This window comes from Ideonella flava, assembly GCF_051857595.1.
Classification (GTDB): domain Bacteria; phylum Pseudomonadota; class Gammaproteobacteria; order Burkholderiales; family Burkholderiaceae_C; genus Ideonella.
In genome coordinates this window covers 470,896-495,130 of record NZ_JBPZHD010000005.1, presented here as the reverse complement: position 1 = coordinate 495,130, position 24,235 = coordinate 470,896, and the positions used below count along the sequence as shown (strand labels likewise).

The window sequence follows — 24,235 nt, the reverse complement described above, 5'->3', positions numbered from 1 at the left end:
GACGTGACGCCGCGGCTGAAGACGCTCAAGGTGGTCGAGCCGCCCAAGCGCGGCGCGGGCGTGAAGGTGCCGGATGTCGCCACGCTGGTGGCCAAGCTGAAGAACGAAGCGAAGGTGATCTGAGATGGCTGTCCTCGTCATTGCTGAACACGAACACGGCACCCTCAAGGGCGCCACCCTGAACACCGTGACCGCCGCTGCCCAGTGCGGTGGTGAGGTTCACGTGCTGATCGCTGGTGCCAACGCCGCTGGCGCTGCCCAGGCCGCCGCGCAGATCGCCGGCGTGGCCAAGGTGCTGCATGCCGACGATGCCCGCCTGGCCGAGCAGCTGGCCGAAGACATCGCCGCGCAGGTGCTGTCGATCGCCGGGGGCTACAGCCACATCCTGTTTCCCGCCACGGCGCACGGCAAGAACGTCGCGCCGCGGGTGGCCGCCAAGCTGGATGTCGCGCAGGTCAGCGACGTGACCAAGGTGATCGGCGCCGACACCTTCGAGCGCCCGATCTACGCCGGCAACGCCATCGCCACGGTGCAGAGCGCCGATGCGGTCAAGGTGGTCACCGTGCGCACCACCGGCTTCGATGCGGCCGCGGGCGGCGGCTCGGCGGCGATCGAGACGGTGGTCGCGGTGGCGAGCAACGGCAAGTCCAGCTACGTCGGCCGCGAGGTCACCAAGAGCGACCGACCCGAGCTGACGGCGGCCAAGATCATCGTCTCGGGCGGCCGGGCGATGGGCTCGTCGGAGAAGTTCAATGAGGTGCTCACGCCGCTGGCCGACAAGCTGGGCGCCGCGCTGGGAGCCAGCCGCGCCGCCGTGGACGCGGGCTACGCGCCCAACGACTGGCAGGTGGGCCAGACCGGCAAGATCGTCGCGCCGCAGCTGTACGTGGCCTGCGGCATCTCCGGGGCCATCCAGCACCTGGCCGGCATGAAGGATTCGAAGGTGATCGTGGCGATCAACAAGGATCCCGAGGCGCCGATCTTCAGCGTGGCCGACTACGGGCTGGAGGCGGACCTGTTCACCGCCGTGCCCGAGCTGATCAAGGCGCTCTGACAGCCGCCTGCACGCGGCCGCCGGCGGCCGTGTGCGACGAGTCTTCAAAGGGCGCCCGCACGGCGCCCTTTCTTTTGGAAAGCAGGAGACAACAGTGACCTACCGCGCCCCCGTCAAGGACATGCTCTTCGTGATGAAGGAGCTGGCCGGCATCGACGCCGTCGCGCAGCTGCCGGGCTTCGAGGAGGCCGGCTTCGACACGGCCCAGGCCGTGCTCGAGGAATGCGCCAAGTTCAACGAGGGCGTGGTCGCGCCGCTGAACGTCGATGGCGATGTCAACCCATCGTCATTCGACAACGGGCAGGTGCACGCCACCCCGGGCTTCAAGGCCGCCTTCCACCAGTACACCGAGGGTGGCTGGCAAGGCCTGCATCATCCGGCCGACTTCGGAGGCCAGGGCCTGCCCAAGCTCATCCACGCCGCCTGCCAGGAGATGGTCAACGCAGCGAACCTGAGCTTCGCGCTGTGCCCGCTGCTGACCGATGGCGCGATCGAGGCGCTGCTGACCGCCGGGTCCGACGAGCAGAAGGCGACCTACCTTCCCAAGCTCATCGACGGCACCTGGACGGGCACGATGAACCTGACCGAGCCGCAGGCGGGCTCGGACCTCTCGATGGTGCGCACGCGCGCCGAGCCGCAGGCCGACGGCAGCTACAGGATCTTCGGCACCAAGATCTTCATCACCTGGGGCGAGCACGACATGGCCGAGAACATCGTCCATCTCGTGCTGGCCCGAGTGGCGGGCGCGCCGGAGGGGGTGAAGGGCATCTCGCTGTTCATCGTGCCGAAATTCCTGCTCGATGCCACCGGCAAGCCAGGCGCGCGCAACGACGTGCACTGCGTGAGCATCGAGCACAAGATGGGCATCAAGGCCAGCCCGACGGCTGTGCTGCAGTACGGCGACCACGGTGGCGCCATCGGGTACCTCATCGGCCAGGAGAACCGTGGCCTCGAGTACATGTTCGTGATGATGAACGCCGCGCGCTTCGGCGTCGGGGTGCAGGGCCTGGCCGTGGCCGACCGCGCGTACCAGCGCGCCGTGGCCTATGCCCGCGAACGCGTGCAGTCGCGCCCGGTCGACGGCTCCTTGCCAGCTGCCGCGGCCATCATCCACCACCCGGACGTGCGCCGCATGCTGCTGACCATGCGCGCCTACACCGAGGGTTGCCGCGCGATGGCGCTGGTCGGGGCCGCGGCGTTTGATGCCGCCCACCACCATCCCGACGCGGCGACCCGGCAGCAGAACCAGGCCTTCTATGAGTTCCTGGTCCCCTTGATTAAGGGCTATTCCACCGAGATGAGCCTGGACGTCACCTCGCTGGGCGTGCAGGTGCACGGTGGCATGGGCTTCATCGAGGAGACCGGGGCCGCCCAGCACTACCGCGACGCCAAGATCCTGACCATCTACGAGGGCACGACGGCCATCCAGGCCAACGACCTGGTGGGCCGCAAGACGGCACGCGACGGTGGCCGGGTCGCCAAGGCGATCGCCGGCCAGATCGAGGTCACCGAAGGGGCGCTTGCCGCGCGCAGCAGCGATGCTGCCAGGGCCATGGCCAAGCGCCTGTCTGCCGCGCGGCGCGCCTTCCTGGACGTGGTCGAGTTCGTGGTGGCTCAGTCCAAGTCCGACCCTAATGCCGTGTTCGCGGGCAGCGTGAACTACCTGATGCTGGCCGGCAACCTGGTGGCCGGCTGGCAGATGGCCCGCGCCCTGATCGCCGCGGAGGACAGGCTCGCCGCCAGCGAGGATGTCGAATTCATGAAGGCCAAGATCGCCACCGCGCGCTTCTATGGCGACCACATTCTTTCCAAGGTGCCGGGGCTGCGCGACAGCATCGTCGAAGGCGCCGCCAGCATCACCGACATGGCTCTGGAGGCCTATTGATGTCCATGCCCGCCGTCCTGAAGAACCTGCCGCTGCCCATCATCGGCGCGCCGCTGTTCATCATCTCCAATCCCAAGCTCGTGATCGAGCAGTGCAAGGCCGGTGTCGTCGGCTCCATGCCGGCGCTGAACGCCCGGCCGGCCGAGCTGCTGGATGAGTGGCTGGCCGAGATCACCGAGACCCTGGCCGCTTACAACAAGGCCAACCCGGACAAGCCGGCGGCGCCGTTCGCGATCAACCAGATCGTGCACAAGAGCAACGAGCGGCTGGAGCACGACATGGCGGTGTGCGCCAAGTACAAGGTGCCGATCATCATCACCTCGCTGGGGGCGCGCACCGACGTGAACGACGCCGTGCATTCCTGGGGCGGCGTGGTCCTGCACGACGTCATCAACAACAGCTTCGCCAGGAAGGCGATAGAGAAGGGCGCCGACGGCCTGATCGCGGTGGCGGCCGGTGCGGGTGGCCACGCCGGCACCAAGAGCCCGTTCGCGTTGATCCAGGAGATCCGGGAATGGTTTGACGGCCCGCTCGCGCTGTCGGGCGCCATGTCGACCGGCGGAGGCGTGCTGGCAGCACGCGCCATGGGCGCGGACTTCGCCTACATCGGGACGGCCTTCATCGCCACCGAAGAGGCGCGCGCCGTGGATGACTACAAGCTCGCCATCGTCGAAGGCTCCTCGGACGACATCGTCTACTCGAACCTGTTCACCGGCGTGCACGGCAACTACCTCAAGCGCTCCATCCGGGCGGCCGGGCTCGATCCCGACAAACTCCCCGAAAGCGACCCGTCGAAGATGAACTTTGGCGGCGACGCCAAGAAGGCCTGGAAGGACATCTGGGGCTGCGGCCAGGGCATAGGCGCCATCAAGCAGGTGCAGCCGGCCGGCCAGCTGGTGGCCCGACTCGCCAGCGAGTACAGGGCGGCCCAGGCGCGCGTGGCAGCCTGAGATCAGGCCCGCTCGGCCGTCAGGGTCGAGTCACAGCCGATGGCCGAGGCGATCCAGCGTCGGGCCAGGCGGCTCGCCAGCGGCGCCAGCCGCCACGGCAGCCAGCGCAGCACGCCGCCCGGGTCGCTGACCAGTCCGCACAGATAGCGGCGATCAGCGTCGCTCCATTGCAACGCTCGGCAGGCCCCTTTCCGGCGGCCGCTGACCAGCACGCCGGCCGGGCAAGGCTCGGCCGCGCAGCACATCCCGCAGCCGTTGCACGGCTGGCTCTCCGCCGGCTTTTCCGGGGCGAGGGCGTGCAGGTAGATCACCTGTGCCGAAGAAGACGAAGGGGTGGCGCGCTTCACCCCGGCAGTCTGCGGCCAGCTGTCGAACGGCTGTCAAAGAAGTAAAACCGTGCCGGCCGTTCAATTCGGCGTAAGCGAATTGCAGGGCCCGGGTGTTACAGTCCCGGGCTTGAAAATGTAGGTCCTTCTGTGTCCCCTTGCTGGTTTTTCAGCAAGGCGGGTCGCTAGTCCGCCAACCGGTAGAGCCGGGCCGCGGAAGGTTGATCAACCCATCGGAGCTCTGGAAACCGGAGCGAAAGGTGAGCGAAAGATGATGCAGCAATACAGGTCGAACTCGTACCTGTTCGGCGGCAATGCGCCGTACGTCGAGGAGATGTACGAGACGTACCTCGACAACCCGGGTGCCGTGCCCGACAACTGGCGCGCCTACTTCGACGCGCTGCAGAACGTCCCCGCGACCGACGGCACCGCCAGCCGCGACGTTCCCCATGCCCCGGTGATCGAATCCTTCGCCCAGCGTGCGAAGTCGAACGCCTTCACCGTCAAGGCCAGCTCGGCCGACCTGGCCGTCGCCCGCAAGCAGGTCCACGTCCAGTCGCTGATCGCCGCCTACCGATTCCTCGGCTCGCGCTGGGCCGACCTGGATCCGCTCAAGCGCACCGAGCGGCCCCGGATCCCCGAGCTGGAGCCGGCGTTCTACGACCTGAGCGAGTCCGACATGGACATCCCGTTCAGCGCCGCCAACACGTATTTCTCCCGCGCCGAGAACATGACGCTGCGGGAGATCATGCAGGCCCTGCGTGAAACCTACTGCGGCACCATTGGCGCGGAGTTCATGCACTGCACCGACCCGACCGAGAAGCGCTGGTGGCAGGAGCGGCTGGAAAGCGCCCGCAGCAAGCCCACCTTCACCGGCGAAAAGCGCAGGCACATCCTCGACCGCCTGACCGCGGCAGAGGGCCTGGAGCGTTACCTGCACACCAAGTACGTCGGCCAGAAGCGCTTCTCGCTCGAAGGCGGCGAGAGCTTCATCGCCTCGATGGACGAGGTCGTCCAGCGCGGCGGCGAGAAGGGCGTGCAGGAGATCGTCATCGGCATGGCCCACCGGGGCCGCCTGAACGTGCTGGTCAACACCCTGGGCAAGGCGCCCAAGGACCTGTTCAGCGAGTTCGACCACACCGCGCCTGAAGAGCTGCCTTCGGGCGACGTGAAGTACCACCAGGGCTTCTCGAGCGACATCTCCACCACCGGCGGGCCGGTCCACCTGAGCCTGGCCTTCAACCCCTCGCACCTGGAGATCGTCAACCCGGTGGTCGAAGGCTCGGTCAAGGCCCGCATGGACCGCCGAGGCGACAAGGAAGGCGCGCAGGTGCTGCCCGTGCTGGTGCACGGCGACGCCGCCTTCGCCGGCCAGGGCGTGGTGATGGAGACGCTGGCGCTGGCGCAGACCCGCGGCTACTACACCGGCGGCACGCTGCACATCGTCATCAACAACCAGATCGGCTTCACCACCAGCGACCCGCGCGACACCCGCTCGACGCTGTACTGCTCCGACGTGGTCAAGATGATCGAGGCGCCGGTGCTGCACGTGAACGGCGACGACCCGGACGCCGTCGTCTGGTGCACCCAGCTTGCGCTCGACTACCGCCAGCAGTTCAACAAGGACGTGGTGGTCGACATCGTGTGCTTCCGCAAGCTCGGCCACAACGAGCAGGACACGCCGGCGCTGACGCAGCCGCTGATGTACAAGAAGATCGCCCAGCACCCCGGCACGCGCAAGCTGTACGGCGACAAGCTGGTCGCCCAGGGCGTGCTGGCGGCCGGCGAGCCGGACGAGATGGTCAAGACCTTCCGCGCCGCCATGGACGCGGGCAAGCACCACTACGACCCGGTGCTGACCAACTTCAAGAGCAAGTACGCAGTCGACTGGACGCCCTTCCTCGGCAAGAAGTGGACGGACACCGCCGACACGGCGCTGCCGCTGGCCGAGGTCAAGCGCCTGGCCGAGCGCATCACCACCATCCCGAGCAACTTCAAGGCCCACCCGCTGGTCGAGAAGGTGATCGCCGACCGCGCCGCCATGGGCCGCGGCGAGATCAATGTGGATTGGGGCATGGGCGAGCACCTGGCGTACGCCTCGCTGGTCGCTTCCGGCTACCCGGTGCGCCTGTCGGGCGAGGACTGCGGCCGCGGCACCTTCACCCACCGCCACGCCGTCCTGCACGACCAGAACCGCGAGAAGTGGGACATCGGCACCTATGTGCCGCTGCAGAACGTGGCGGAGAACCAGGCCCCGTTCGTGGTGATCGATTCGATCCTGTCCGAAGAGGCCGTGCTCGGCTTCGAGTACGGCTACGCCTCGGCCGACCCGAACACGCTGACCATCTGGGAAGGCCAGTTCGGCGACTTCGTCAACGGCGCGCAGGTCGTCATCGACCAGTTCATCGCCTCGGGCGAGGTCAAGTGGGGCCGCGCCAACGGTCTGGCGCTCATGCTGCCGCACGGCTACGAAGGCCAAGGGCCCGAGCACTCGTCGGCCCGCCTGGAGCGCTTCATGCAGCTGGCCGCCGACAACAACATGCAGATCGTGCAGCCCACCTCGGCGAGCCAGATCTTCCACCTGCTGCGCCGGCAGATGGTGCGCATGTTCCGCAAGCCGCTGGTCATCATGACCCCGAAGTCGCTGCTGCGGAACAAGGACGCCACCTCGCCGCTGTCCGACTTCACCAAGGGCGAGTTCAAGACGGTGATCGGCGAGCAGAACGCCGACATCGATGCGGCCAAGGTCAAGCGCGTGATCGCCTGCTCGGGCAAGGTCTACTACGACCTGGTCAAGAAGCGCGAGGACAAGAAGTCGCCCGACGTGGCCATCCTCCGCGTCGAGCAGCTCTACCCCTTCCCGCACAAGGCCTTCGCGGCGGAGATCAAGAAGTACCCCAACGTGACCGAGATCGTGTGGTGCCAGGACGAGCCGCAGAACCAGGGTGCCTGGTTCTTCGTGCAGCACTACATCCACGAGAACATGCTCGACGGCCAGAAGCTCGGCTACGCCGGCCGCCCGGCCTCGGCCTCGCCGGCGGTGGGTTATGCCCACCTGCACCAGGACCAGCAGAAGGCCCTGCTGGACCAGGCCTTCGGCAAGCTCAAGGGCTTCGTACTCTCCAAGTAAGGCAACCGCCCACTCGGCGCGCTGCGTGAAATGCACGCGGCGTGCCGATGCGCACGCACGCATACGCAAGAAACATCATGGCAATCGTAGAAGTCAAGGTCCCGCAGCTGTCCGAATCGGTGGCTGAAGCCACCCTGCTGCAATGGAAGAAGAAGCCCGGCGAGGCCGTGGCGATGGACGAGATCCTGATCGAGATCGAGACCGACAAGGTCGTGCTCGAAGTCCCGGCACCCGCCGCCGGCGTGATGGCCGAGCACGTGGTCGCCGATGGCGGCACGGTCGTCAGCGATCAGGTGATCGCCAGGATCGATACCGAAGGCAAGGCCGGTGCCGGTGCCGCGCCCGCCCCGGCGCTCACCGCCCCGCCGCCCCCGGGCCCGCCGCCCGCGCCGGCCGCTGTCGCCGGCGGCGCCAAGTCCGATGTCGCCATGCCGGCCGCCGCCAAGCTCATGGCCGACAACAACCTGGCCGCCGGCTCGGTGCCCGGCACCGGCCGAGACGGTCGCGTGACCAAGGGCGACGTGCTGGGGGCGCTGTCGGCGCCGCCCGCGGTGATTGCTCCGCCGCCTCCCGGCCCGCCGCCCGCCCCGGCGGCGCGCGCGCTGCCCCCGGTGGCGGCGCCCGTGCAGACCAACCTGGGCGAGCGCCCGGAGCAGCGCGTGCCGATGTCGCGTCTGCGCGCCCGCGTGGCCGAGCGTCTGCTGCAATCGCAGGCCACCAACGCCATCCTCACCACCTTCAACGAGGTCAACATGGCCCCGGTGATGGAGATGCGCAAGAAGTTCCAGGAGAAGTTCGAGAAGGAGCATGGCGTCAAGCTCGGCTTCATGAGCTTCTTCGTCAAGGCGGCCGTGCATGCGCTGAAGAAGTACCCCGTCATCAACGCCTCCGTCGACGGCACCGACATCGTCTACCACGGCTACTTCGACATCGGCATCGCGGTGGGCTCGCCGCGTGGCCTGGTCGTGCCCATCATCCGCAATGCGGACCAGATGACCTTCGCCGAGATCGAGAAGAAGATCGCCGAGTTCGGCCAGAAGGCCAAGGACGGCAAGCTCGGCATCGAGGAGCTGACCGGCGGCACGTTCTCGATCTCGAACGGCGGCACCTTCGGCTCCATGCTGTCGACGCCGATCATCAACCCGCCTCAGTCGGCCATCCTGGGCGTGCACGCCACCAAGGACCGCGCCGTGGTCGAGAACGGGCAGGTCGTCGTCCGCCCGATCAACTACCTGGCGATGAGCTACGACCACCGCATCATCGATGGCCGCGAAGCCGTGCTCGGCCTGGTGGCGATGAAGGAAGCGCTGGAAGATCCGGCGCGCCTGCTGTTCGACATCTGAAGGAGTGACCTGAGATGTCCAGCAAGCCATTCGACGTCATCGTCATCGGCGGCGGCCCCGGCGGCTACATCGCCGCCATCCGCGCCGCGCAGCTCGGCTTCAACACCGCTTGCATTGACGAGTGGAAGAACGAAAAGGGCGGCCCGGCCCCGGGCGGCACCTGCACCAACGTGGGCTGCATCCCGTCCAAGGCGCTGCTGCAGTCGAGCGAGCATTTCGAGCACGCCGGCCACCACTTCGCCGATCATGGGATCGGCGTGTCGGACCTGAAGATCGACGTGGCCAAGATGGTCGGCCGCAAGGACGCCGTCGTGAAGCAGAACAACGACGGCATCCTGTACCTGTTCAAGAAGAACAAGGTCAGCTTCTTCCATGGCCGCGGCTCGTTCGCGGCGGCCAAGGACGGCGGCTACGAGATCAAGGTGGCCGGTGCCGCTGAAGAAACGCTCTTCGCCAAGCAGGTGATCCTGGCGACCGGGTCGAACCCGCGCCAGCTGCCGGGCGCCGAGTTCGACGAGGAGCTCATCCTGTCGAACGACGGTGCGCTGCGCATCCCGAACGTGCCGAAGAAGCTCGGCGTGGTCGGCTCGGGCGTGATCGGCCTGGAGATGGGCTCGGTGTGGCGCCGCCTGGGCGCCGACGTGACCATCCTCGAGGCGTTGCCGGCCTTCCTGGGCGCCGCCGACGAGTCGGTGGCCAAGGAGGCCGCCAAGGTCTTCAAGAAGCAGGGCCTGGACATCCAGCTCGGCGTGAAGATCAGCTCGGTCGAGAAGGCCAAGGGCGGCGTGACGGTGAAGTACACCGACGCCAAGGGTGGCGAGCAGACGCTGGCGTGCGACCGTCTCATCGTCTCGATCGGCCGCGTGGCCAACACCATCGGCCTGAACGCCGAAGCGGTGGGCCTGAAGCTCGACGAGCGTGGCGCGATCGTGGTCGATGCCGAGTGCAAGACGAACCTGCCGGGCGTCTGGGCCGTGGGTGACGTCGTGCGCGGCCCGATGCTCGCGCACAAGGCGGAGGAGGAGGGCGTCGCGGTGGCAGAGCGCATCGCCGGCCAGCATGGCCACGTCAACTTCAACACCATCCCCTGGGTCATCTACACCAGCCCCGAGATCGCCTGGGTCGGCCAGACGGAGCAGCAGCTCAAGGCCGAAGGCCGCGCCTACAAGGCGGGCCAGTTCCCCTTCCTGGCCAACGGCCGGGCGCGGGCGCTGGGCGACACGACCGGCTTCGTCAAGATGATCGCCGACGCGAAGACCGACGAGATCCTGGGCGTGCACATCATCGGCCCCTATGCCTCCGAGCTGATCTCGGAAGCGGTGGTGGCGATGGAGTTCAAGGCCTCGTCGGAAGACATCGCCCGGATCTGCCACGCCCACCCGTCGCTGTCCGAAGCGACCAAGGAAGCCGCGCTCGCCGTCGACAAGCGAACCTTGAACTTCTGACGACGTCGTGGCAGTTCAAGCGCTGTACCAGCAGACGCTGGCGGAGCGGGGTTACACCAGCGACCCCGCCCAGCTGCGCGCCGTGGCGGCGCTCGAGCGCTGCGAGAACGAGTGGGCCGACTACAAGGCCCGCCGCTCCAACGTCGTCGCCAAGTTCCTGATCCATCCGCCCATCCCGCGAGGGGTTTACATGTATGGCGGGGTGGGGCGCGGAAAGAGCTTTCTCATGGATTGCTTCTTCCAGTCCGTCCCCCTGCGCCGCAAGACACGGCTGCACTTCCACGAGTTCATGCGGGAGGTTCACCGCGAGCTGCAGGACCTCAAGGGTGTCCAGAACCCGCTGGAGGAACTGGGCGCGCGCATCGCGCGGCGCCACCGCCTGATCTGCTTCGACGAGTTCCACGTCGCCGACGTGACCGACGCGATGATCCTGCACCGCCTGCTCGATTCCCTTTTCGAGCACCGCGTGTCCATCGTCACCACTTCCAACTTCCATCCGGACGAGCTGTACCCCAACGGCCTGCACCGCGACCGCATCCTGCCGGCCATCGAGCTGCTCAAGAGCAGGCTGGAGGTCATCAACGTCGATGCCGGCACCGACTACCGACGCCGCACGCTGGAGCACGTGAAGCTGTACCACACGCCGCTCGGCGACGAGGCCGATGCCGCCATGACACGGGCCTTCGACGAGCTGGCCGAGGCGCGCGAAGAGTCACCGCTGCTGCACATCGAGCAGCGCGAGATCCGGGCCCGGCGGCGCGCCGGTGGGGTGGTGTGGTTCGACTTCGCCACGCTTTGCGGCGGCCCGCGCTCGCAGAACGACTACCTCGAGCTGGCGGCGCAGTTCCATACCGTGATGCTGTCGGACGTGCCGCAGATGCCGCCTCGGCTGGCCTCGGAGGCCCGGCGTTTCACCTGGCTGGTGGACGTGCTCTATGACCGCCGGGTCAAGCTCATCCTGTCGGCCGCCGTGCCGCCGGAGGAGCTTTACACGGAAGGCCCGCTGGCGCATGAATTCCCGCGAACCGTGTCCCGGCTGAACGAGATGCAGTCGGCGGAGTTCCTCGCCCTCGGGCATCGCGAGGTCGATACGTCGCTGACGTAGGCCTCAGGTCTTCAGGGCTTCGATGCGAACCATCGCCAGCGACAGGTTGTCGCCCGTGCCCCGCGCCCGCTGCCGGGCCTTGCTGATCAGCATCTCGCTGGCTTCGCGCGGACTGAGCGCGTTGACGATGGCGCCGAGCTCCTTCGGCGTCAGGTAGTGCCACAGGCCATCGGAACAGGCCAGCAGCGTGTCGCCGACCTCCAGGCGCTCGATCTCGGAAATCTCGACCGGCGGGTCGGCCTGGGTGCCGAGGCAGCCCGTCAGCAGGTTCGACTGCGGGTGGGTGTTGGCCTGGGCGTCGGTGATCTTGCCTTCGTCGATCAGGCGCTGGACGTAGGAGTGATCGATGGTGCGGCGGACCAGCTCGGCGCCGCGGAAGTGGTAGATGCGGGAGTCCCCCGCGTGCACCGTCCATCCGCTGAGGTCGGGCAACACGAGGAAGGCGGCCAGCGTGCTGTGCGGCTCTTCGTCGGCGGTGATGGCCGTCAGCTTGATCATCAGGTGCGATTCGACGACCAGCTGCCGCAGCATCGCGGCCGCATCGTCCGTGTTCGGGGCATAGCGCTCGAACACCTGGCGCGCGATCATGACCACCTGATCGGCCGCGGTGCGACCACCGCTCTTGCCGCCCATGCCGTCGGCCACCAGGGCCAGCGCACAGCCCGGCACACGGGCATGGGCCAGGATCTCGACCTGGTCCTGCTGGTAGGCTCTATCGCCCCGATGCAGGCCGGTGGCGGCGGACAGGCGGAAGCCTTGGGGAGCGGTCGTGATCATGAGGCGCAATATAAACTGCACAGGCTGTGAGCGACGCCCCGGTACCCCCCGATAACCTGCATTCTCCGCAACGACTCCTCATCGAACTGCGGATGGAGCACGCTGACCTCGACAACATGATCGACCAGGTGAGCATGCAACCCACCAGCGATGAACTCACCCTGAGACGCCTGAAGAAGCGCCGCCTGCTGTTGCGCGACCAGATCGCCAGGCTCGAGTCGCAACTCGAACCCCCCGAGCCCGCCTGAATGTCGAACGTTTCCGAAATCGACGGGCTGCCGCTCGCCGTGGCGCAGAACTTTGCCGCCGACGGGCCGCTGGCGCGTTCGGACGACCACTACATCCCGCGCGAGGCCCAGTTGCAGATGGCCGACGCGGTCGCCCATGCCATCGAAGAAGCCGGCTCGCTGGTCGTCGAGGCGGGTACAGGCGTCGGGAAGACCTTCGCCTACCTGGTGCCGGTGCTCGTCGCCGGCAAGCGCGCGCTGGTCAGCACCGCCACCAAGAACCTGCAGGACCAGCTCTTCTTTCGCGATCTCCCCCGGTTGCGCGATGCGCTCGGCCTGCCGGCCACCATCGCGCTGCTGAAGGGCCGCTCCAGCTACCTGTGCCGGCACCGCCTCGCCCAGGCCCGCGAAGGGGCGATGCTGCCTGACCGCCTGGCCGTGCGGGCGCTGGCGCGCATCGAGACCTGGGCCCAGTCGACGGCCAGCGGCGACATCGGCGAGCTCGAGGGCCTGGACGAGCGCTCGGATGTCATCCCGCTGGTCACATCCACACGCGAGAACTGCCTCGGCAGCGAGTGTCCCGAGTACCACGCCTGCCATGTGATGAAGGCACGGCGGGAGGCGATGGCCGCCGACATCGTGGTGGTCAACCACCACCTGTTCTTCGCCGATCTGGCGCTGCGCGACAGCGGGGTGGCCGAGCTGCTGCCGACCGTGGACGTGGCGGTGTTCGACGAAGCCCACCAGATGGTGGAGGCGGGGGTGCAGTTCCTCGGTCACACGCTGGGCACCGGGCAGGTCATCGATTTTTCTCGCGATCTGCTGGCGGTGGGCCTGCAACACGCGCGCGGCCTGCAGCCCTGGAACGAGCTGTCCGGCGCCTGCGAGAAGGCCGCGCGGGACCTGCGCCTGCTGGCGGCCGGCGAGTTGCACGATGTCCGCAGCGCGCTGGTCAAGCGCCGATGGGAGGAAGTCGCCCGCGGCGACGGCCTGGAACCGGCGCTGCAGACGCTGATCGAGTCGTTGAAGGCGGCAGGCGAAGCCGTCCAGGGCGTCGTCGAGACGGCGCCGGATTTCACCCGGCTGCAGGGCAGGGCGGCCGAACTCGCCGCGATGGCGGCGCGCTTCCAGGCCGAAGCGCCGGCAGACCATGTGCGCTGGGTGGATCTCACGCCTTCACAAGCCAGGCTGGTGGAGACGCCGCTGGACATTCGGGCGATGCTGAGCCAGCAACGCGCCGCTGCCCGGCGGGCCTGGATCTTCACTTCCGCCACCTTGGGCGACGACGACGGCCTGAGCTGGTTCAGCGAGGCGGCAGGGCTGGAGGACGCAACGCACCTGCGCGTGGGCAGCCCCTTCGACTACCCGGCGCATGCGCGCGTCTACGTGCCTCCGCGCTTTCCGGCGCCGAACGAGGTCGGGCACAACACCATGGTCGGACGGGCCGCGGCCCACTGCGCGGCGGCTCTCGGCGGCCGCACGTTCGTCCTGACGACCACGCTGCGGGCAATGAAGGTCGTGGCCGAAGCATTGACCGCGGAGCTGGCCGAGCTGGGCCGTCCGCTGGACGTGCTGGTTCAGGGCACCGCCGCCAAGCGGGCCCTGCTTTCCCGGTTCCTGCAGGGGGGCTGCGTGCTCGTCGGCTCCCAGAGCTTCTGGGAAGGCATCGACGTACCGGGCGAGGCCTTGCAATGCGTCTTGATCGACAAGCTGCCGTTCCCGCCACCGAACGACCCGCTCGTCGAGGCGCGGGTGCGGCAGTTGAAGTCCCAGGGGCGTGACGCCTTCAACGACTACTTCGTGGCCGAAGCCGCCATCTCGCTGAAGCAAGGTGCCGGCCGCCTGATCCGGACCGAGACCGACCACGGCCTGCTGGTCATCTGCGACACCCGCCTGCGGCAGGCGCGCTACGGAGCCCGGCTGATGCGGGCCCTGCCGCCGATGCAGCCGCTCGAGACGGGCGAGCAGGCCCTGTCTTGGCTGCGCAGCCTGAACCCGGCCTAGCGACCGGGCCTGGCCGCGGCCAGCGGCATCACCAGAGCTGCCACCACTTCTTTTCCGAATCCCAGAACTGCCACCACGGCGTTTCCTTCGCGGGGCCGATGGCCGAGAGGAATCGGCTGTTGGGGTAGTTGACCTTGAGCACGCGGTCGGCGTCGTCCCGCAACTGGGCCAGGCCAAGCTTGTCGTAGGCACGCCCCATGATGTAGAGCGCCTCTTCGATGGCCGGGGTCTGCGGGTAGGTGGTCACCGCCTGCTGGGCCCGGTTGGCGGCGGCGATGTAGGCGCCGCGCCGCAGGTAGTAGCGGGCCACGTGGACTTCGTAGTCGGCCAGCGCATTGACCGTGTAGTCCATGCGCAGTTGCGCGTCCGGCGTGTACTTCGAGTCCGGGAACTGCTCGACCAGCTGCTTGAAAGACTGGTAGGCATCGCGCGCGGCCTGCTGGTCGCGCTCGGACAGCTTCTGGTTCGAGAACGACGCGAGGAAACCGATGTTGTCGTTGAAGTTCACCAGGCCGCGAAGGTACAGCGCGTAGTCCAGGCCGGGGCTCGACGGGTTGAGCTTGATGAAGCGGTCCAGCACCGACAGGGCGGTGGCCTTCTCACCGGCCTTCCAGTTCGCGTAGGCCAGGTCCAGCTGGGCCTGTTGCGCCAGCAGGGTGCCGCCGGCACGGCCCTCGACGCGTTCGAGCAGCTTGATCGCGTTCTGCCAGCCGCCGGAAGCCATGTCGGCCTTGGCGTCTGCATACAATTTCTCCGCCGAACCCTGGATGTCGCCGTCGTTCTTGTCGAAGATGCCGCAAGCGGCGAGCAGCACGGCCAGGGAAACAATCGCGGCACGCGCGAGCGGCCGGCGGAACATGTATTGGGTCATTGGTGCGGGCGCAGCGGACGAATGCGCCGCGCCGGGGTCTTGCCAAGCAACGCGAAGGATTATATGGGGGGGCCATCCGTGCCCGGCGCCGGGGCCGAGGACGCTTCAGAGGGCGGAGTCGAAGAGGTCGGGGTCGATGGCGAGACGCGCGAGTGGACGCTGGATGCCTCGGCTCACGCCCAACGGCTCGACAGGGTGCTGGCGGGCCTGGTGCCGGAATTTTCGCGCAGCCATCTGCAGGGCCTGCTCGCCGCCGGCGAAGTCAGCCTCGACGGGGCGCTGGCCACCACTTCATCGCGCAAGGTCCGGGCAGGGCAGAGGCTACGCATCCGGCTGGTGCCGCCGGCCGAGGCGCGAGCCTTCACGCCCCAGGACATCCCGCTGGAGGTGGTGTTCGAGGACGCGCATCTGCTCGTCATCCACAAGCCGGCCGGGCTGGTGGTGCATCCGGCGCCCGGCAATTGGTCCGGGACGCTGCTCAATGGCTTGCTGGCGCGTGACCCGAATGCCGCCCGGCTGCCGCGCGCGGGCATCGTTCATCGCCTCGACAAGGACACCTCCGGGCTGATGGTCGTCGGGCGCAGCCTGGAGGCCGTCACCGCACTCGTGCGGGACATGGCGGCGCGCGAAATCAGCCGGCGCTATCTGGCCATCGCGCATGGCGAGACCGGTTCGCAGCCCTTCACGATCGATGCGCCGGTCGGGCGCGACCCGGTATCGCGCGTGCGCATGGCGGTGGTTCCCGGCGGCAAGCCGGCGCGTACGGATGTCTTTCCTGTGGCGAGCCGGGACGGCCTGAGCGCGCTGCGCTGCGAACTGCATACCGGTCGCACCCACCAGATCCGGGTCCATCTCGCCTCGCGCGGCCATCCGCTGGTGGCAGACGCTGTGTACGGTGGACGGCCAGCCCTCGGCATGGATCGCCAGGCGCTGCACGCGGCGGAGCTCGCACTGGCCCATCCCGTCAGTCGTGAAACGCTGCGCTTCGAGGCCGCCCCACCTGCCGATTTCTCGGCCGCGTGGGCTCGCATCGTGGCGTTCTGACGTTCAAACACGGGGATTCCCCGAGACCGCAGGTTGGTGCGGGGTTACAATGCCCATTCAAATTGACCGGTCCGGCGGGATGGCCCCGAAAGACCAGCGCCAAGGGGGCCCGCAGCCCCTCGCGCGGCGCCACGAAGGCGCGGTCGACCACGGTATCGGTCCTCTGCCGCCGCCGTCTGCCGCCAGGCTCAGGGAAGGGCTGGCCAGACCCAGCCGTCACCGCGCCGACACTCTTGCCAGCGAACCGCTCGATCGACGCCCCTGGTCGATACCCGTGCGCGATGGCCCGCCTGTCTGATGCGCGCCTGTCGTGGGTCATCGTTCGAGCTCATGGGCCCTCATTGTTGAAGTCCGTTGAAGTCCGTCGCTGCAGCCGCAGCCATTGATCCTTGTCGATGAATACACAGGACGCCAAACGCGTGCTCGAGACGGCGCTCATCTGCGCAGGTCAGCCGATGCCGCTTCGCGACATGCGGGCGCTTTTTGCCGACCAGCTCGGCCCTGACACGCTCCGCTCGCTGCTTGAAGAACTGACCCGCGACTGGGCCGGCCGAGGTGTGGAACTCGTGACCCTGGCCACGGGCTGGCGCCTGCAGAGCCGGCCGGAGATGCGGGAGTTCCTGGACCGCCTGAATCCCGAGAAGCCACCCCGCTATTCGCGGGCCGTGCTCGAGACGCTGGCCATCATCGCCTACCGGCAGCCGGTCACGCGCGGCGACATCGAAGACATCCGGGGTGTCGTCGTGTCGAGCCAGATCATCAAGCAGCTCGAGGACAGGAACTGGATCGAAGCCATCGGCCACCGCGACGCCCCTGGGCGGCCGGCGCTGTATGCGACGACCCGACAGTTCCTCGATGACCTCGGCCTCGAGAGCCTCGACAAGCTCCCGGTACTGGATGGCCCGCCGGGCGCCGAGGCGTTGAACGTCCTGGGTGCCGCGGCCCAGGCGGACCTGCTGCACGACCAGGGCGAATTGCCGCTCGAGGCCCCACCTGCCATGGGCGAACCTTCCCAGGCAGAGCCGGCAGACAGCGAGATGCTGTCCGCCGTGGCCGACCAGGCCGCCGACATCGTCCCCGTCGAACCTGAAGTCGACGGGGGCGTCGCCTCCGACGATTCCGAAGAACCTCCTTCCACCCCCACGAACGCGCCCGAAGAAGCATGAACACCGATCCCAAGTCCGACCAGCCCTTGCCTGCCGAGCCGGCAGGCCCTGCCAGCGAAGCTGCGGCCGACGGGGCGCCTGCCGCACCGAAGCGCCGGCCGAGGGCGAAGAAAGTGGCCGAGCCTGCGGCGGCCGAGGCCGGCGATACGCCGGCCGTCGACGGGGCAGCGCCGGTGGAGGCCGCCACGCCGAAGCCCGCGCGCAAGCGGGCGCGGCCCGCGAAGAAGGAAGAGGATGGCGAGACGAAGGGGACGGTGGACGCGAGCCCGACCCTAGAGCCGGTCGCCGTCGCGGAGCCGGCGGCCCTTGCCGAGCCGGTTCGCCACGAGGCGTCTTTCCCCGAGCCGGTGGCCGCGGTCGAGGCGGCAGCAGCCCCCTCCGGTGAAACGTCGCAGGCTGCGGCTGGCCCCCGACTCGAGGGCGAGGACGATTCTGCAGCCGACGGCGAGTCGCGCCGGAGTCGCAATCGCCGCCGCCGCCGTCGCGGCGACCGTGGCGAGCGCGAGGATCAGCCGGGCGGCCAGGAGGGGGTCCCGGCGCCGGCGGTCGAGGCTGCGGACGCTGGAGCGCTTTTCGCTGCGGTGCTGGCCGGTGAATTCGATGGCGCCGATGAACCCCTCGCCGAGGTCGCCCTCGAGACAGGCGACACCGTCGGCGACCAGGAGGCCGATGGCGGCGAAGACGCGGATGCCGGCCGGCCGGTCGAGGCGGCGCGCGAGACAGCCGCCGAAGAAGGCTCCGACAAGCGGGTGCTGCAACCCGATCCGGATGCGCCCAAGCTCCACAAGGTCCTGGCCCAGTCGGGCATAGGCTCGCGCCGCGACATGGAGCAGGCCATCATCGATGGCCGGGTCGAGGTCAATGGCGAGGTCGCCCATACCGGCATGCGGGTGTCCTTCGGCGACCGGGTCTCGCTGGACGGCAAGCCGGTGCGCATCCGGATCGCGCCGCCTCCGGCGCGGGTGATCGCCTATCACAAGCCGGTGGGCGAGGTGGTTTCGCACGACGACCCGCAACAGCGCCCGACCGTGTTCCGCCGCCTGCCGCGCCTGGCGCAAGGCAAGTGGCAGTCGGTGGGGCGGCTGGACATCAACACCGAGGGCCTGCTGCTGTTCACCACGTCCGGCGACCTGGCGAACAAGCTGATGCACCCGCGTTTCGGTGTCGAGCGTGAGTACGCGGTGCGCGTGCTCGGAACGCTGGAGAAGGAGGCCAAGGAGCGGCTGCTCGCGGGCGTCGAGATCGAGGGCCAGGCGGCCGCCTTCAAGTCGATCGAGGACGGCGGCGGCGAGGGCGTCAACCATTGGTACCGCGTCGTGATCTCCGAGGGACGCAACCGCGAGGTCCGCAAGCTCTTCGACGCCGTGGGGCTGGCCGTGAGCCGCCTGATCCGCATCCGTTACGGCTGCGTGGTGCTTCCCCGAGGCTTGAAGCGCGGGGCCTGGGTCGACCTGGGCGACGCGGACTTGCGCGCCCTTCGCCAGATCACCGACGGCGGCCGCCAGGAGCAGCGTGGCGACAACAATCGGCGAGACCAGCGGGGCGACCAGCGCGGCAATCAGCGCGGTGACCAGCGTGGCGACCCGCGCGGCGGCAAGCGCGGCCCCGAAGCCCGTCCCGAGCGGCAGGCCGACCAGCAGCGAAACAACCAGGGCAAGAAGAAGCCGCTCGACAAGCGCCGCGACCGGCCCGAGCGTCAGGAGTTCGAACGACTGCCGGGCGAACTGCGCGAACCGGGAGATCCGACCCGGATTCCCAACCCGCTGCAGCAGACCTTCGACAAGCGCCAGGTCCAGCGCGAGCGCTCCGGGCGCCGCGAGGAGGACTACGAGAACGGGCCGATTCCCAACCCGTTGCAGCAGACGTACGACAAGCGCTTCGTGCAGCCCCAGCGAGGCTTTGGCGGCGGACAGGGCGGCGGTAAGTCCGGCCCCAAGGGCGGGGGAGGGCAGCGCGAACCCGATCCGATGCAGACCTCGGTGGGCTACATCGGCGCCGATGCCTTCCTGCGCAAGGGGCCGGGCAAGGGTGGCCGGCGAGGTGGCCGGCGCTGACGTCCGAACGCCCGCATGCGAGCCCTTTGCGGCCATCATGCGGAGCTAAAATGCAAGGCTTTGCTCGGCAGGCGCCGGGCCACGACATCAACTCAAGGAAGCAAGGAAGCATCCCATGGCCATCGAACGCACCCTCTCGATCATCAAGCCCGACGCCGTCGCCAAGAACGTGATCGGCCAGATCTACGCCCGTTTCGAAGGCGCTGGCCTGAAGGTCATCGCGGCGCGCATGATGCACCTGTCGCGAGCCGATGCCGAAGCGTTCTACGCCGTTCACAAGTCCCGTCCCTTCTTCAACGACCTGGTCAACTTCATGATCTCCGGCCCGGTGATGGTGCAGGCGCTCGAAGGCGAAGGCGCCATCGCCAAGAACCGCGACCTGATGGGCGCCACCGACCCGAAGAAGGCCGACAAGGGCACCATCCGTGCGGACTTCGCCGACTCGATCGACGCCAACGCCGTGCACGGTTCGGATGCCGCCGAGACGGCCGCCGTCGAAGTGGCGTTCTTCTTCCCCGGCATGAACATCTACTCGCGCTGACCGGCGCGCCGGCGGCCCGACGTCGCGATGAGTCTCGTCAACCTCCTTGACTTCGACCTCGACGGTCTGGCCGCCTATTGCGAGAGCCTGGGCGAGAAGCGCTTTCGCGCCACCCAGCTCTTCCGCTGGATCCACCAGAAGGGTGCCGCCGACTTCGGCGCCATGACGGACCTGGCCAAGTCGCTGCGCGACAAGCTGGCCGGGGTGGCTGAAGTCAGGCCGCTGACGGTGGCCACCGAGCAGGCCTCCACCGACGGCACCATCAAGTGGCTGTTCGACGTCGGCGGCGGCAATGCCATCGAGGCCGTGTTCATTCCCGAGGACGACCGTGGCACGCTGTGCGTTTCGTCCCAGGCAGGATGCGCGGTCGGCTGCCGCTTCTGCTCCACCGGGCACCAGGGCTTCTCCCGCAATCTGAGCACCGGAGAGATCCTTGCCCAGCTCTGGTACGCCGAGCATCACCTGCGGCAGCGCTTGAACCTTGCGCCGGGTGAACGAGCCATCACCAACGTCGTCATGATGGGGATGGGCGAGCCGCTGCAGAACTATTCGGCCCTCGTGCCGGCGTTGAAGGCCATGCTCGATGACCACGGCTACGGTCTGTCCCGCCGGCGCGTCACCGTCTCCACCTCCGGCGTCGTGCCCATGATGGACCGCCTGAGGGAAGATTGCCCGGTCGCGCTGGCCGTTTCGCTGCACGCACCGAACGACGCCCTGCGCGACGAACTCGTCCCGCTGAACCGCAAGTACCCGCTGGCCGAGCTGCTGGCCGCTTGTCGCCGCTACCTCGAGACCGCGCCGCGCGACTTCATCACCTTCGAGTACTGCATGCTCGATGGCGTCAATGACGGCGACGACCACGCCCGCGAGCTGCTGGCCCTGGTGAACGGCCGCGGCGACCGTCACGTTTCGTGCAAGCTCAACCTGATCCCGTTCAACCCCTTCCCGGAATCCGGCCTGCACTGCTCACCGCGCGCGCGGGTGCTGGCCTTCGCGAAGATCCTGCAGGACGCAGGTATCGTGACCACCGTGCGCAAGACCCGCGGCGACGACATCGACGCGGCCTGCGGGCAACTGGCCGGCGAGGTGAAGGACAGGACCCGCGCGGCCGAGCGCATGAAGCGGCTGCCTGTGCGCATCGTCTCGGCCCCTGCCGAGCCGCGCCAGAAGCCGCACTGAACGCAGAACGAACACAGTCGTTGAAGGAGACGTCGCGTTGAGGTTCAAGCACAGCGGAAGCAACCGCGCATGGGGGCTGGTGGCCGGCCTGGGGCTGGCTGCGCTGACCGGAATGCTGCAGGGTTGCGCAGCGCCGGCGGCCAGGCCGCCGCAGGACGTCCAGACGGCATCGGACCAGACCGATGCGGACCGGCGCGCGCGGGTGCGCATGGAGCTGGCAGTGGCGTACTTCGGCCGGGGCCAGAACAGCACCGCGCTGGATGAGGTCAAGCAGGCGCTGCAGGCCAAGCCGGATCTGGCCGACGCCTACAACCTTCGCGGCCTGATCTACGCGAACATGAGCGAGGTCGCGCTGGCCGAAGACAGCTTTCGCCATGCCTTGCAACTGGCTCCGCGAGATGCGGACACCATGCACAACTACGGCTGGTTCCTGTGCCAGCAACGTCGCTATGGCGATGCCGAGGCCCAGTTCAACGCCGCGCTGGCGGTGCCGAACTACCGGGATGCGATGCGCACCTTGCTGACGATGGGCGTCTGCCAGGCGCGCAACAACCAGTGGGCCGAGGCCGAGAAGACGCTGCAGCGGTCCTACGAGATGGATCCGGCCAATCCGACCACGGCGATGAACCTCGCAGAGGTCCTGCTGCGGCGGGGGGAGTACGAACGGGCCCGCTTCTACGTGCGCCGCGTCAACGCCAATGACGAGCTGGTGAGTGCGCAGACGCTGTGGCTCGCAGCCCGGATCGAGAACAAGCTCGGCCAGTCGGCCCAGGTCAAGGTGCTCGGCACCCAGCTGGTCAACCGCTTCCCGCAGTCGGCCGAGGCCTTGCTGTACGAGAAGGGCCGCTTCGATGACTGAGGCCGCCGAGACCGCAGGAACGCTGCTGCGGGTTGCCAGAGAGAAGCAGGGCCTGCACATCGCGGCCCTGGCCACCATGCTCAAGGTTCCTCCGCGCAAGCTGGAGGCCCTGGAGGCCGACCGCTACGAGGAGTTCCAGGGCGCGACCTTCGTTCGGGCCCTCGCGCAGGCCGCCTGCCGCACCCTCAAGATCGATCCGGTGCCGGTCCTGGAGCGCCTGCCGGAGCAGGACACCGGCACGCTCAGTCAGCTCGAACACAGCCTGAACATGCCGTTCCGCGAGCGCGGCACGCGCCGTGACAGCGCCGAAGTGCCGCTGGCCAGTCAGGCGGTGATGGGCATCGTGCTGCTGCTGGTGGTCGGGGCGCTGGCGTTCTGGCTGTGGCCTGCGGGCTGGCACCTGCCTTCACTTGCCGGCGCGCCCTCCGGTTCAGACATCAACAGCGGAACGGTGACGACGCCGTTGCCCGTGCCGGCGCCTGCCCCCATCGTGGACCCGGCATCGGGGGTGGCTCAGCCCACCGGGCCTGGAGCCTCGGTGCCATCGACCGGCCAGGTGTTCCCACAGCCCGGTTTGCCACCGGTGGCGAGTGCTTCTTCGCCCGCCATGGTCGCGCCCGCGCCCGTGCCCGCGCCCGCGAGCGTCCCCGCCCTGGTCGCGCCAGCCCCTTCCGCCGCCATCGGCCAGGGCGCGCTGCAGTTGCGAGCGCGGCAGTCGTCCTGGGTGGAAGTCGTGGATGCCCGCTCTCAAGTGCTGGTGTCCCGCACGCTGGCCGCCGGAGAAACCGTCGAGTTCGACGGTGCATTGCCGCTGCGTGTGAAGATCGGCAACGCGGGCGGTACGGAGCTGACCTTCCGGGGCCGTCCCGTGGACCTGAATGCCATATCGCGCGACAACGTCGCCCGGCTGGAACTGAAATGACGACACAGCCAGACCCCTCCCTCATCGACGACGAGCCGATCACCAGCGCCGCGCCGGCACCGCGGCGCAGCCGGCAAGCCCGCGTGAGCTGGGGCGACCGCGTCGTGACCGTCGGCGGCGACGCGCCCGTTCGCGTGCAGTCGATGACCAACACCGACACCGTCGATGTGATCGGAACGGCGATCCAGGTCAAGGAACTGGCGATCGCCGGCTCCGAGATGGTCCGCATCACGGTCAACACGCCCGAGGCGGCGGCTGCAGTGCCTCACATTCGCGAGCAACTCGATCGAATGGGCATCGACGTGCCGCTGGTCGGGGACTTCCACTACAACGGCCACCGCCTGCTGACCGAGCATCCGGCCTGCGCCGAGACGCTGTCGAAGTACCGCATCAATCCCGGCAACGTCGGCAAGGGCGAGAAGCGCGACAGGCAGTTCGCACAGATGGTCGAGGCGGCCTGCCGCTACGACAAGGCGGTGCGCATAGGCGTCAACTGGGGGTCGCTCGACCAGGAGCTGCTGGCCTCGCTGATGGACGACAACCATCGGCGCGCGGAACCCTGGGATGCCAAGCAGGTGATGTACCAGGCGCTGGTGCAGTCGGCTTTGCAATCGGCCGAGGCCGCGCGGGACATCGGCCTGGATCCGAACCAGATCATCATCAGCTGCAAGGTCAGCGGAGTGCAGGACCTGATCTCGGTCTACCAGGCGCTGGCCAGGCGCTGCGACTACCCGCTGCACCTGGGCCTGACGGAAGCCGGCATGGGCACCAAGGGCACGGTCGCGTCAGCCGTGGCGCTGTCCGTGCTGCTGCAGCAGGGGATAGGCGACACCATCCGTGTATCGCTCACGCCGCAGCCCGGCGAAGCGCGCACGCAGGAGGTGGTGGTCGCGCTGGAGATCCTCCAGGCGCTCGGCCTGCGCAGCTTCAACCCGAGCGTCACGGCCTGCCCGGGCTGTGGCCGCACGACCAGCACCACCTTCCAGGAGCTGGCCAAGCAGATCGACGACTTCCTTCGCGCCCAGATGCCCGTCTGGCGCGCGCACTACCCCGGCGTGGAAAAGATGAAGGTGGCGGTGATGGGCTGCATCGTCAACGGCCCCGGCGAGAGCAAGCATGCCGACATCGGCATCAGCCTGCCCGGCACGGGCGAGGCGCCGGCCGCGCCCGTCTTCATCGACGGCGAGAAGGCCATGACCTTGCGCGGCGACGGCATCGCGCGCGAGTTCCAGACCATCGTCGAGCAGTACATCGAACGGCGCTACGGCAGCGTGACGACGGCGCATTGAGCCGTCCGTCCGAGGTTCCAATTCGGTGCCGCACCCGCGGCATCCGCTCCACGCTGCGAGAACG

20 protein-coding genes and 1 pseudogene are annotated in these 24,235 nt (G+C 68.3%); 18 read left to right on the top strand and 3 right to left on the bottom strand.

Translation table 11 applies throughout. The annotated features are described in order from the left end of the window. The 4 genes and pseudogenes from ACS5PM_RS13815 to ACS5PM_RS13800 form a co-directional block, all read left to right on the top strand. Window positions 1-123: pseudogene (locus ACS5PM_RS13815) on the top strand (electron transfer flavoprotein subunit beta/FixA family protein); the annotation flags it as partial. Between the two features lies 1 nt (window position 124). Next, complete coding sequence (locus ACS5PM_RS13810; protein ID WP_439388200.1) at window positions 125-1,054, top strand: electron transfer flavoprotein subunit alpha/FixB family protein; 930 nt, start codon at window positions 125-127, stop codon at window positions 1,052-1,054. 94 nt (window positions 1,055-1,148) lie between these two features. Continuing rightward, on the top strand, window positions 1,149-2,939 hold the full coding sequence (locus tag ACS5PM_RS13805) for an acyl-CoA dehydrogenase (RefSeq protein WP_439388199.1): 1,791 nt from the start codon (window positions 1,149-1,151) through the stop codon (window positions 2,937-2,939). Further along, window positions 2,939-3,889, top strand: a complete 951-nt coding sequence (locus ACS5PM_RS13800; protein WP_439388198.1) for an NAD(P)H-dependent flavin oxidoreductase — start codon at window positions 2,939-2,941, stop codon at window positions 3,887-3,889. Before ACS5PM_RS13805 ends, ACS5PM_RS13800 begins: the two co-directional genes overlap by 1 nt. 2 nt (window positions 3,890-3,891) lie before the next feature. Here the strand turns inward: ACS5PM_RS13800 and ACS5PM_RS13795 are convergent, their stop codons facing one another. Then, the gene (locus ACS5PM_RS13795) at window positions 3,892-4,236 is read right to left on the bottom strand and encodes a hypothetical protein (RefSeq protein WP_439388197.1); all 345 of its coding nucleotides are present in this window, start codon (window positions 4,234-4,236) and stop codon (window positions 3,892-3,894) included. 250 nt (window positions 4,237-4,486) lie between these two features. Between ACS5PM_RS13795 and ACS5PM_RS13790 the strand changes: the two genes are divergently transcribed. The 4 genes from ACS5PM_RS13790 to zapE all read left to right on the top strand — a co-directional run bounded on the left by ACS5PM_RS13790 (window position 4,487) and on the right by zapE (window position 11,238). Further along, entirely contained in the window at window positions 4,487-7,345 is a 2,859-nt protein-coding gene (locus ACS5PM_RS13790) for a 2-oxoglutarate dehydrogenase E1 component (protein ID WP_439388196.1), read from the top strand. 77 nt (window positions 7,346-7,422) lie between these two features. Then, the gene (gene odhB, locus ACS5PM_RS13785) at window positions 7,423-8,688 is read left to right on the top strand and encodes a 2-oxoglutarate dehydrogenase complex dihydrolipoyllysine-residue succinyltransferase (protein ID WP_439388195.1); all 1,266 of its coding nucleotides are present in this window, start codon (window positions 7,423-7,425) and stop codon (window positions 8,686-8,688) included. Between the two features lie 14 nt (window positions 8,689-8,702). After that, window positions 8,703-10,133, top strand: coding sequence for a dihydrolipoyl dehydrogenase (gene lpdA / locus ACS5PM_RS13780; RefSeq protein WP_439388194.1), 1,431 nt, complete (start codon window positions 8,703-8,705; stop codon window positions 10,131-10,133). Between the two features lie 7 nt (window positions 10,134-10,140). Continuing rightward, window positions 10,141-11,238, top strand: coding sequence for a cell division protein ZapE (gene zapE, locus ACS5PM_RS13775; protein ID WP_439388193.1), 1,098 nt, complete (start codon window positions 10,141-10,143; stop codon window positions 11,236-11,238). Between the two features lie 3 nt (window positions 11,239-11,241). On the opposite strand, the gene ACS5PM_RS13770 is transcribed toward zapE, so the two are convergent. Next, entirely contained in the window at window positions 11,242-12,015 is a 774-nt protein-coding gene (locus ACS5PM_RS13770; RefSeq protein WP_439388192.1) for a PP2C family protein-serine/threonine phosphatase, read from the bottom strand. Between the two features lie 92 nt (window positions 12,016-12,107). Between ACS5PM_RS13770 and ACS5PM_RS13765 the strand changes: the two genes are divergently transcribed. Then, window positions 12,108-12,263: a DUF465 domain-containing protein gene (locus tag ACS5PM_RS13765; RefSeq protein WP_439388191.1), complete on the top strand. Its 156-nt coding sequence runs from the start codon at window positions 12,108-12,110 to the stop codon at window positions 12,261-12,263. Then, window positions 12,264-14,246: a DNA repair helicase YoaA gene (gene yoaA / locus ACS5PM_RS13760; protein ID WP_439388190.1), complete on the top strand. Its 1,983-nt coding sequence runs from the start codon at window positions 12,264-12,266 to the stop codon at window positions 14,244-14,246. It abuts the gene before it with no gap. 28 nt (window positions 14,247-14,274) lie between these two features. On the opposite strand, the gene ACS5PM_RS13755 is transcribed toward yoaA, so the two are convergent. Continuing rightward, on the bottom strand, window positions 14,275-15,105 hold the full coding sequence (locus ACS5PM_RS13755; protein ID WP_439388189.1) for an outer membrane protein assembly factor BamD: 831 nt from the start codon (window positions 15,103-15,105) through the stop codon (window positions 14,275-14,277). Between the two features lie 33 nt (window positions 15,106-15,138). Here ACS5PM_RS13755 and ACS5PM_RS13750 point away from each other — a divergent pair, with 33 nt between their 5' ends. The 8 genes from ACS5PM_RS13750 (at window position 15,139) to ispG (ending at window position 24,171) form a co-directional block, all read left to right on the top strand. Beyond that, window positions 15,139-16,161: an RluA family pseudouridine synthase gene (locus tag ACS5PM_RS13750; protein WP_439388188.1), complete on the top strand. Its 1,023-nt coding sequence runs from the start codon at window positions 15,139-15,141 to the stop codon at window positions 16,159-16,161. 395 nt (window positions 16,162-16,556) lie between these two features. Continuing rightward, window positions 16,557-17,327, top strand: coding sequence for an SMC-Scp complex subunit ScpB (gene scpB / locus ACS5PM_RS13745; RefSeq protein ID WP_439388187.1), 771 nt, complete (start codon window positions 16,557-16,559; stop codon window positions 17,325-17,327). After that, window positions 17,324-19,381, top strand: coding sequence for a pseudouridine synthase (locus ACS5PM_RS13740; RefSeq protein ID WP_439388186.1), 2,058 nt, complete (start codon window positions 17,324-17,326; stop codon window positions 19,379-19,381). The genes scpB and ACS5PM_RS13740 overlap by 4 nt, the downstream gene beginning before the upstream one ends. Before the next feature lie 115 nt (window positions 19,382-19,496). After that, window positions 19,497-19,922, top strand: a complete 426-nt coding sequence (gene ndk / locus ACS5PM_RS13735) for a nucleoside-diphosphate kinase (RefSeq protein WP_439388185.1) — start codon at window positions 19,497-19,499, stop codon at window positions 19,920-19,922. Between the two features lie 27 nt (window positions 19,923-19,949). Continuing rightward, window positions 19,950-21,101, top strand: coding sequence for a dual-specificity RNA methyltransferase RlmN (gene rlmN, locus ACS5PM_RS13730; protein ID WP_439388184.1), 1,152 nt, complete (start codon window positions 19,950-19,952; stop codon window positions 21,099-21,101). Between the two features lie 37 nt (window positions 21,102-21,138). Further along, complete coding sequence (pilW, locus tag ACS5PM_RS13725) at window positions 21,139-21,960, top strand: type IV pilus biogenesis/stability protein PilW (RefSeq protein WP_439388183.1); 822 nt, start codon at window positions 21,139-21,141, stop codon at window positions 21,958-21,960. Continuing rightward, entirely contained in the window at window positions 21,953-22,882 is a 930-nt protein-coding gene (locus ACS5PM_RS13720) for a helix-turn-helix domain-containing protein (RefSeq protein WP_439388182.1), read from the top strand. The genes pilW and ACS5PM_RS13720 overlap by 8 nt, the downstream gene beginning before the upstream one ends. Further along, window positions 22,879-24,171: a flavodoxin-dependent (E)-4-hydroxy-3-methylbut-2-enyl-diphosphate synthase gene (ispG, locus tag ACS5PM_RS13715; RefSeq protein WP_439388181.1), complete on the top strand. Its 1,293-nt coding sequence runs from the start codon at window positions 22,879-22,881 to the stop codon at window positions 24,169-24,171. Before ACS5PM_RS13720 ends, ispG begins: the two co-directional genes overlap by 4 nt. Window positions 24,172-24,235: the final 64 nt, after the last annotated feature.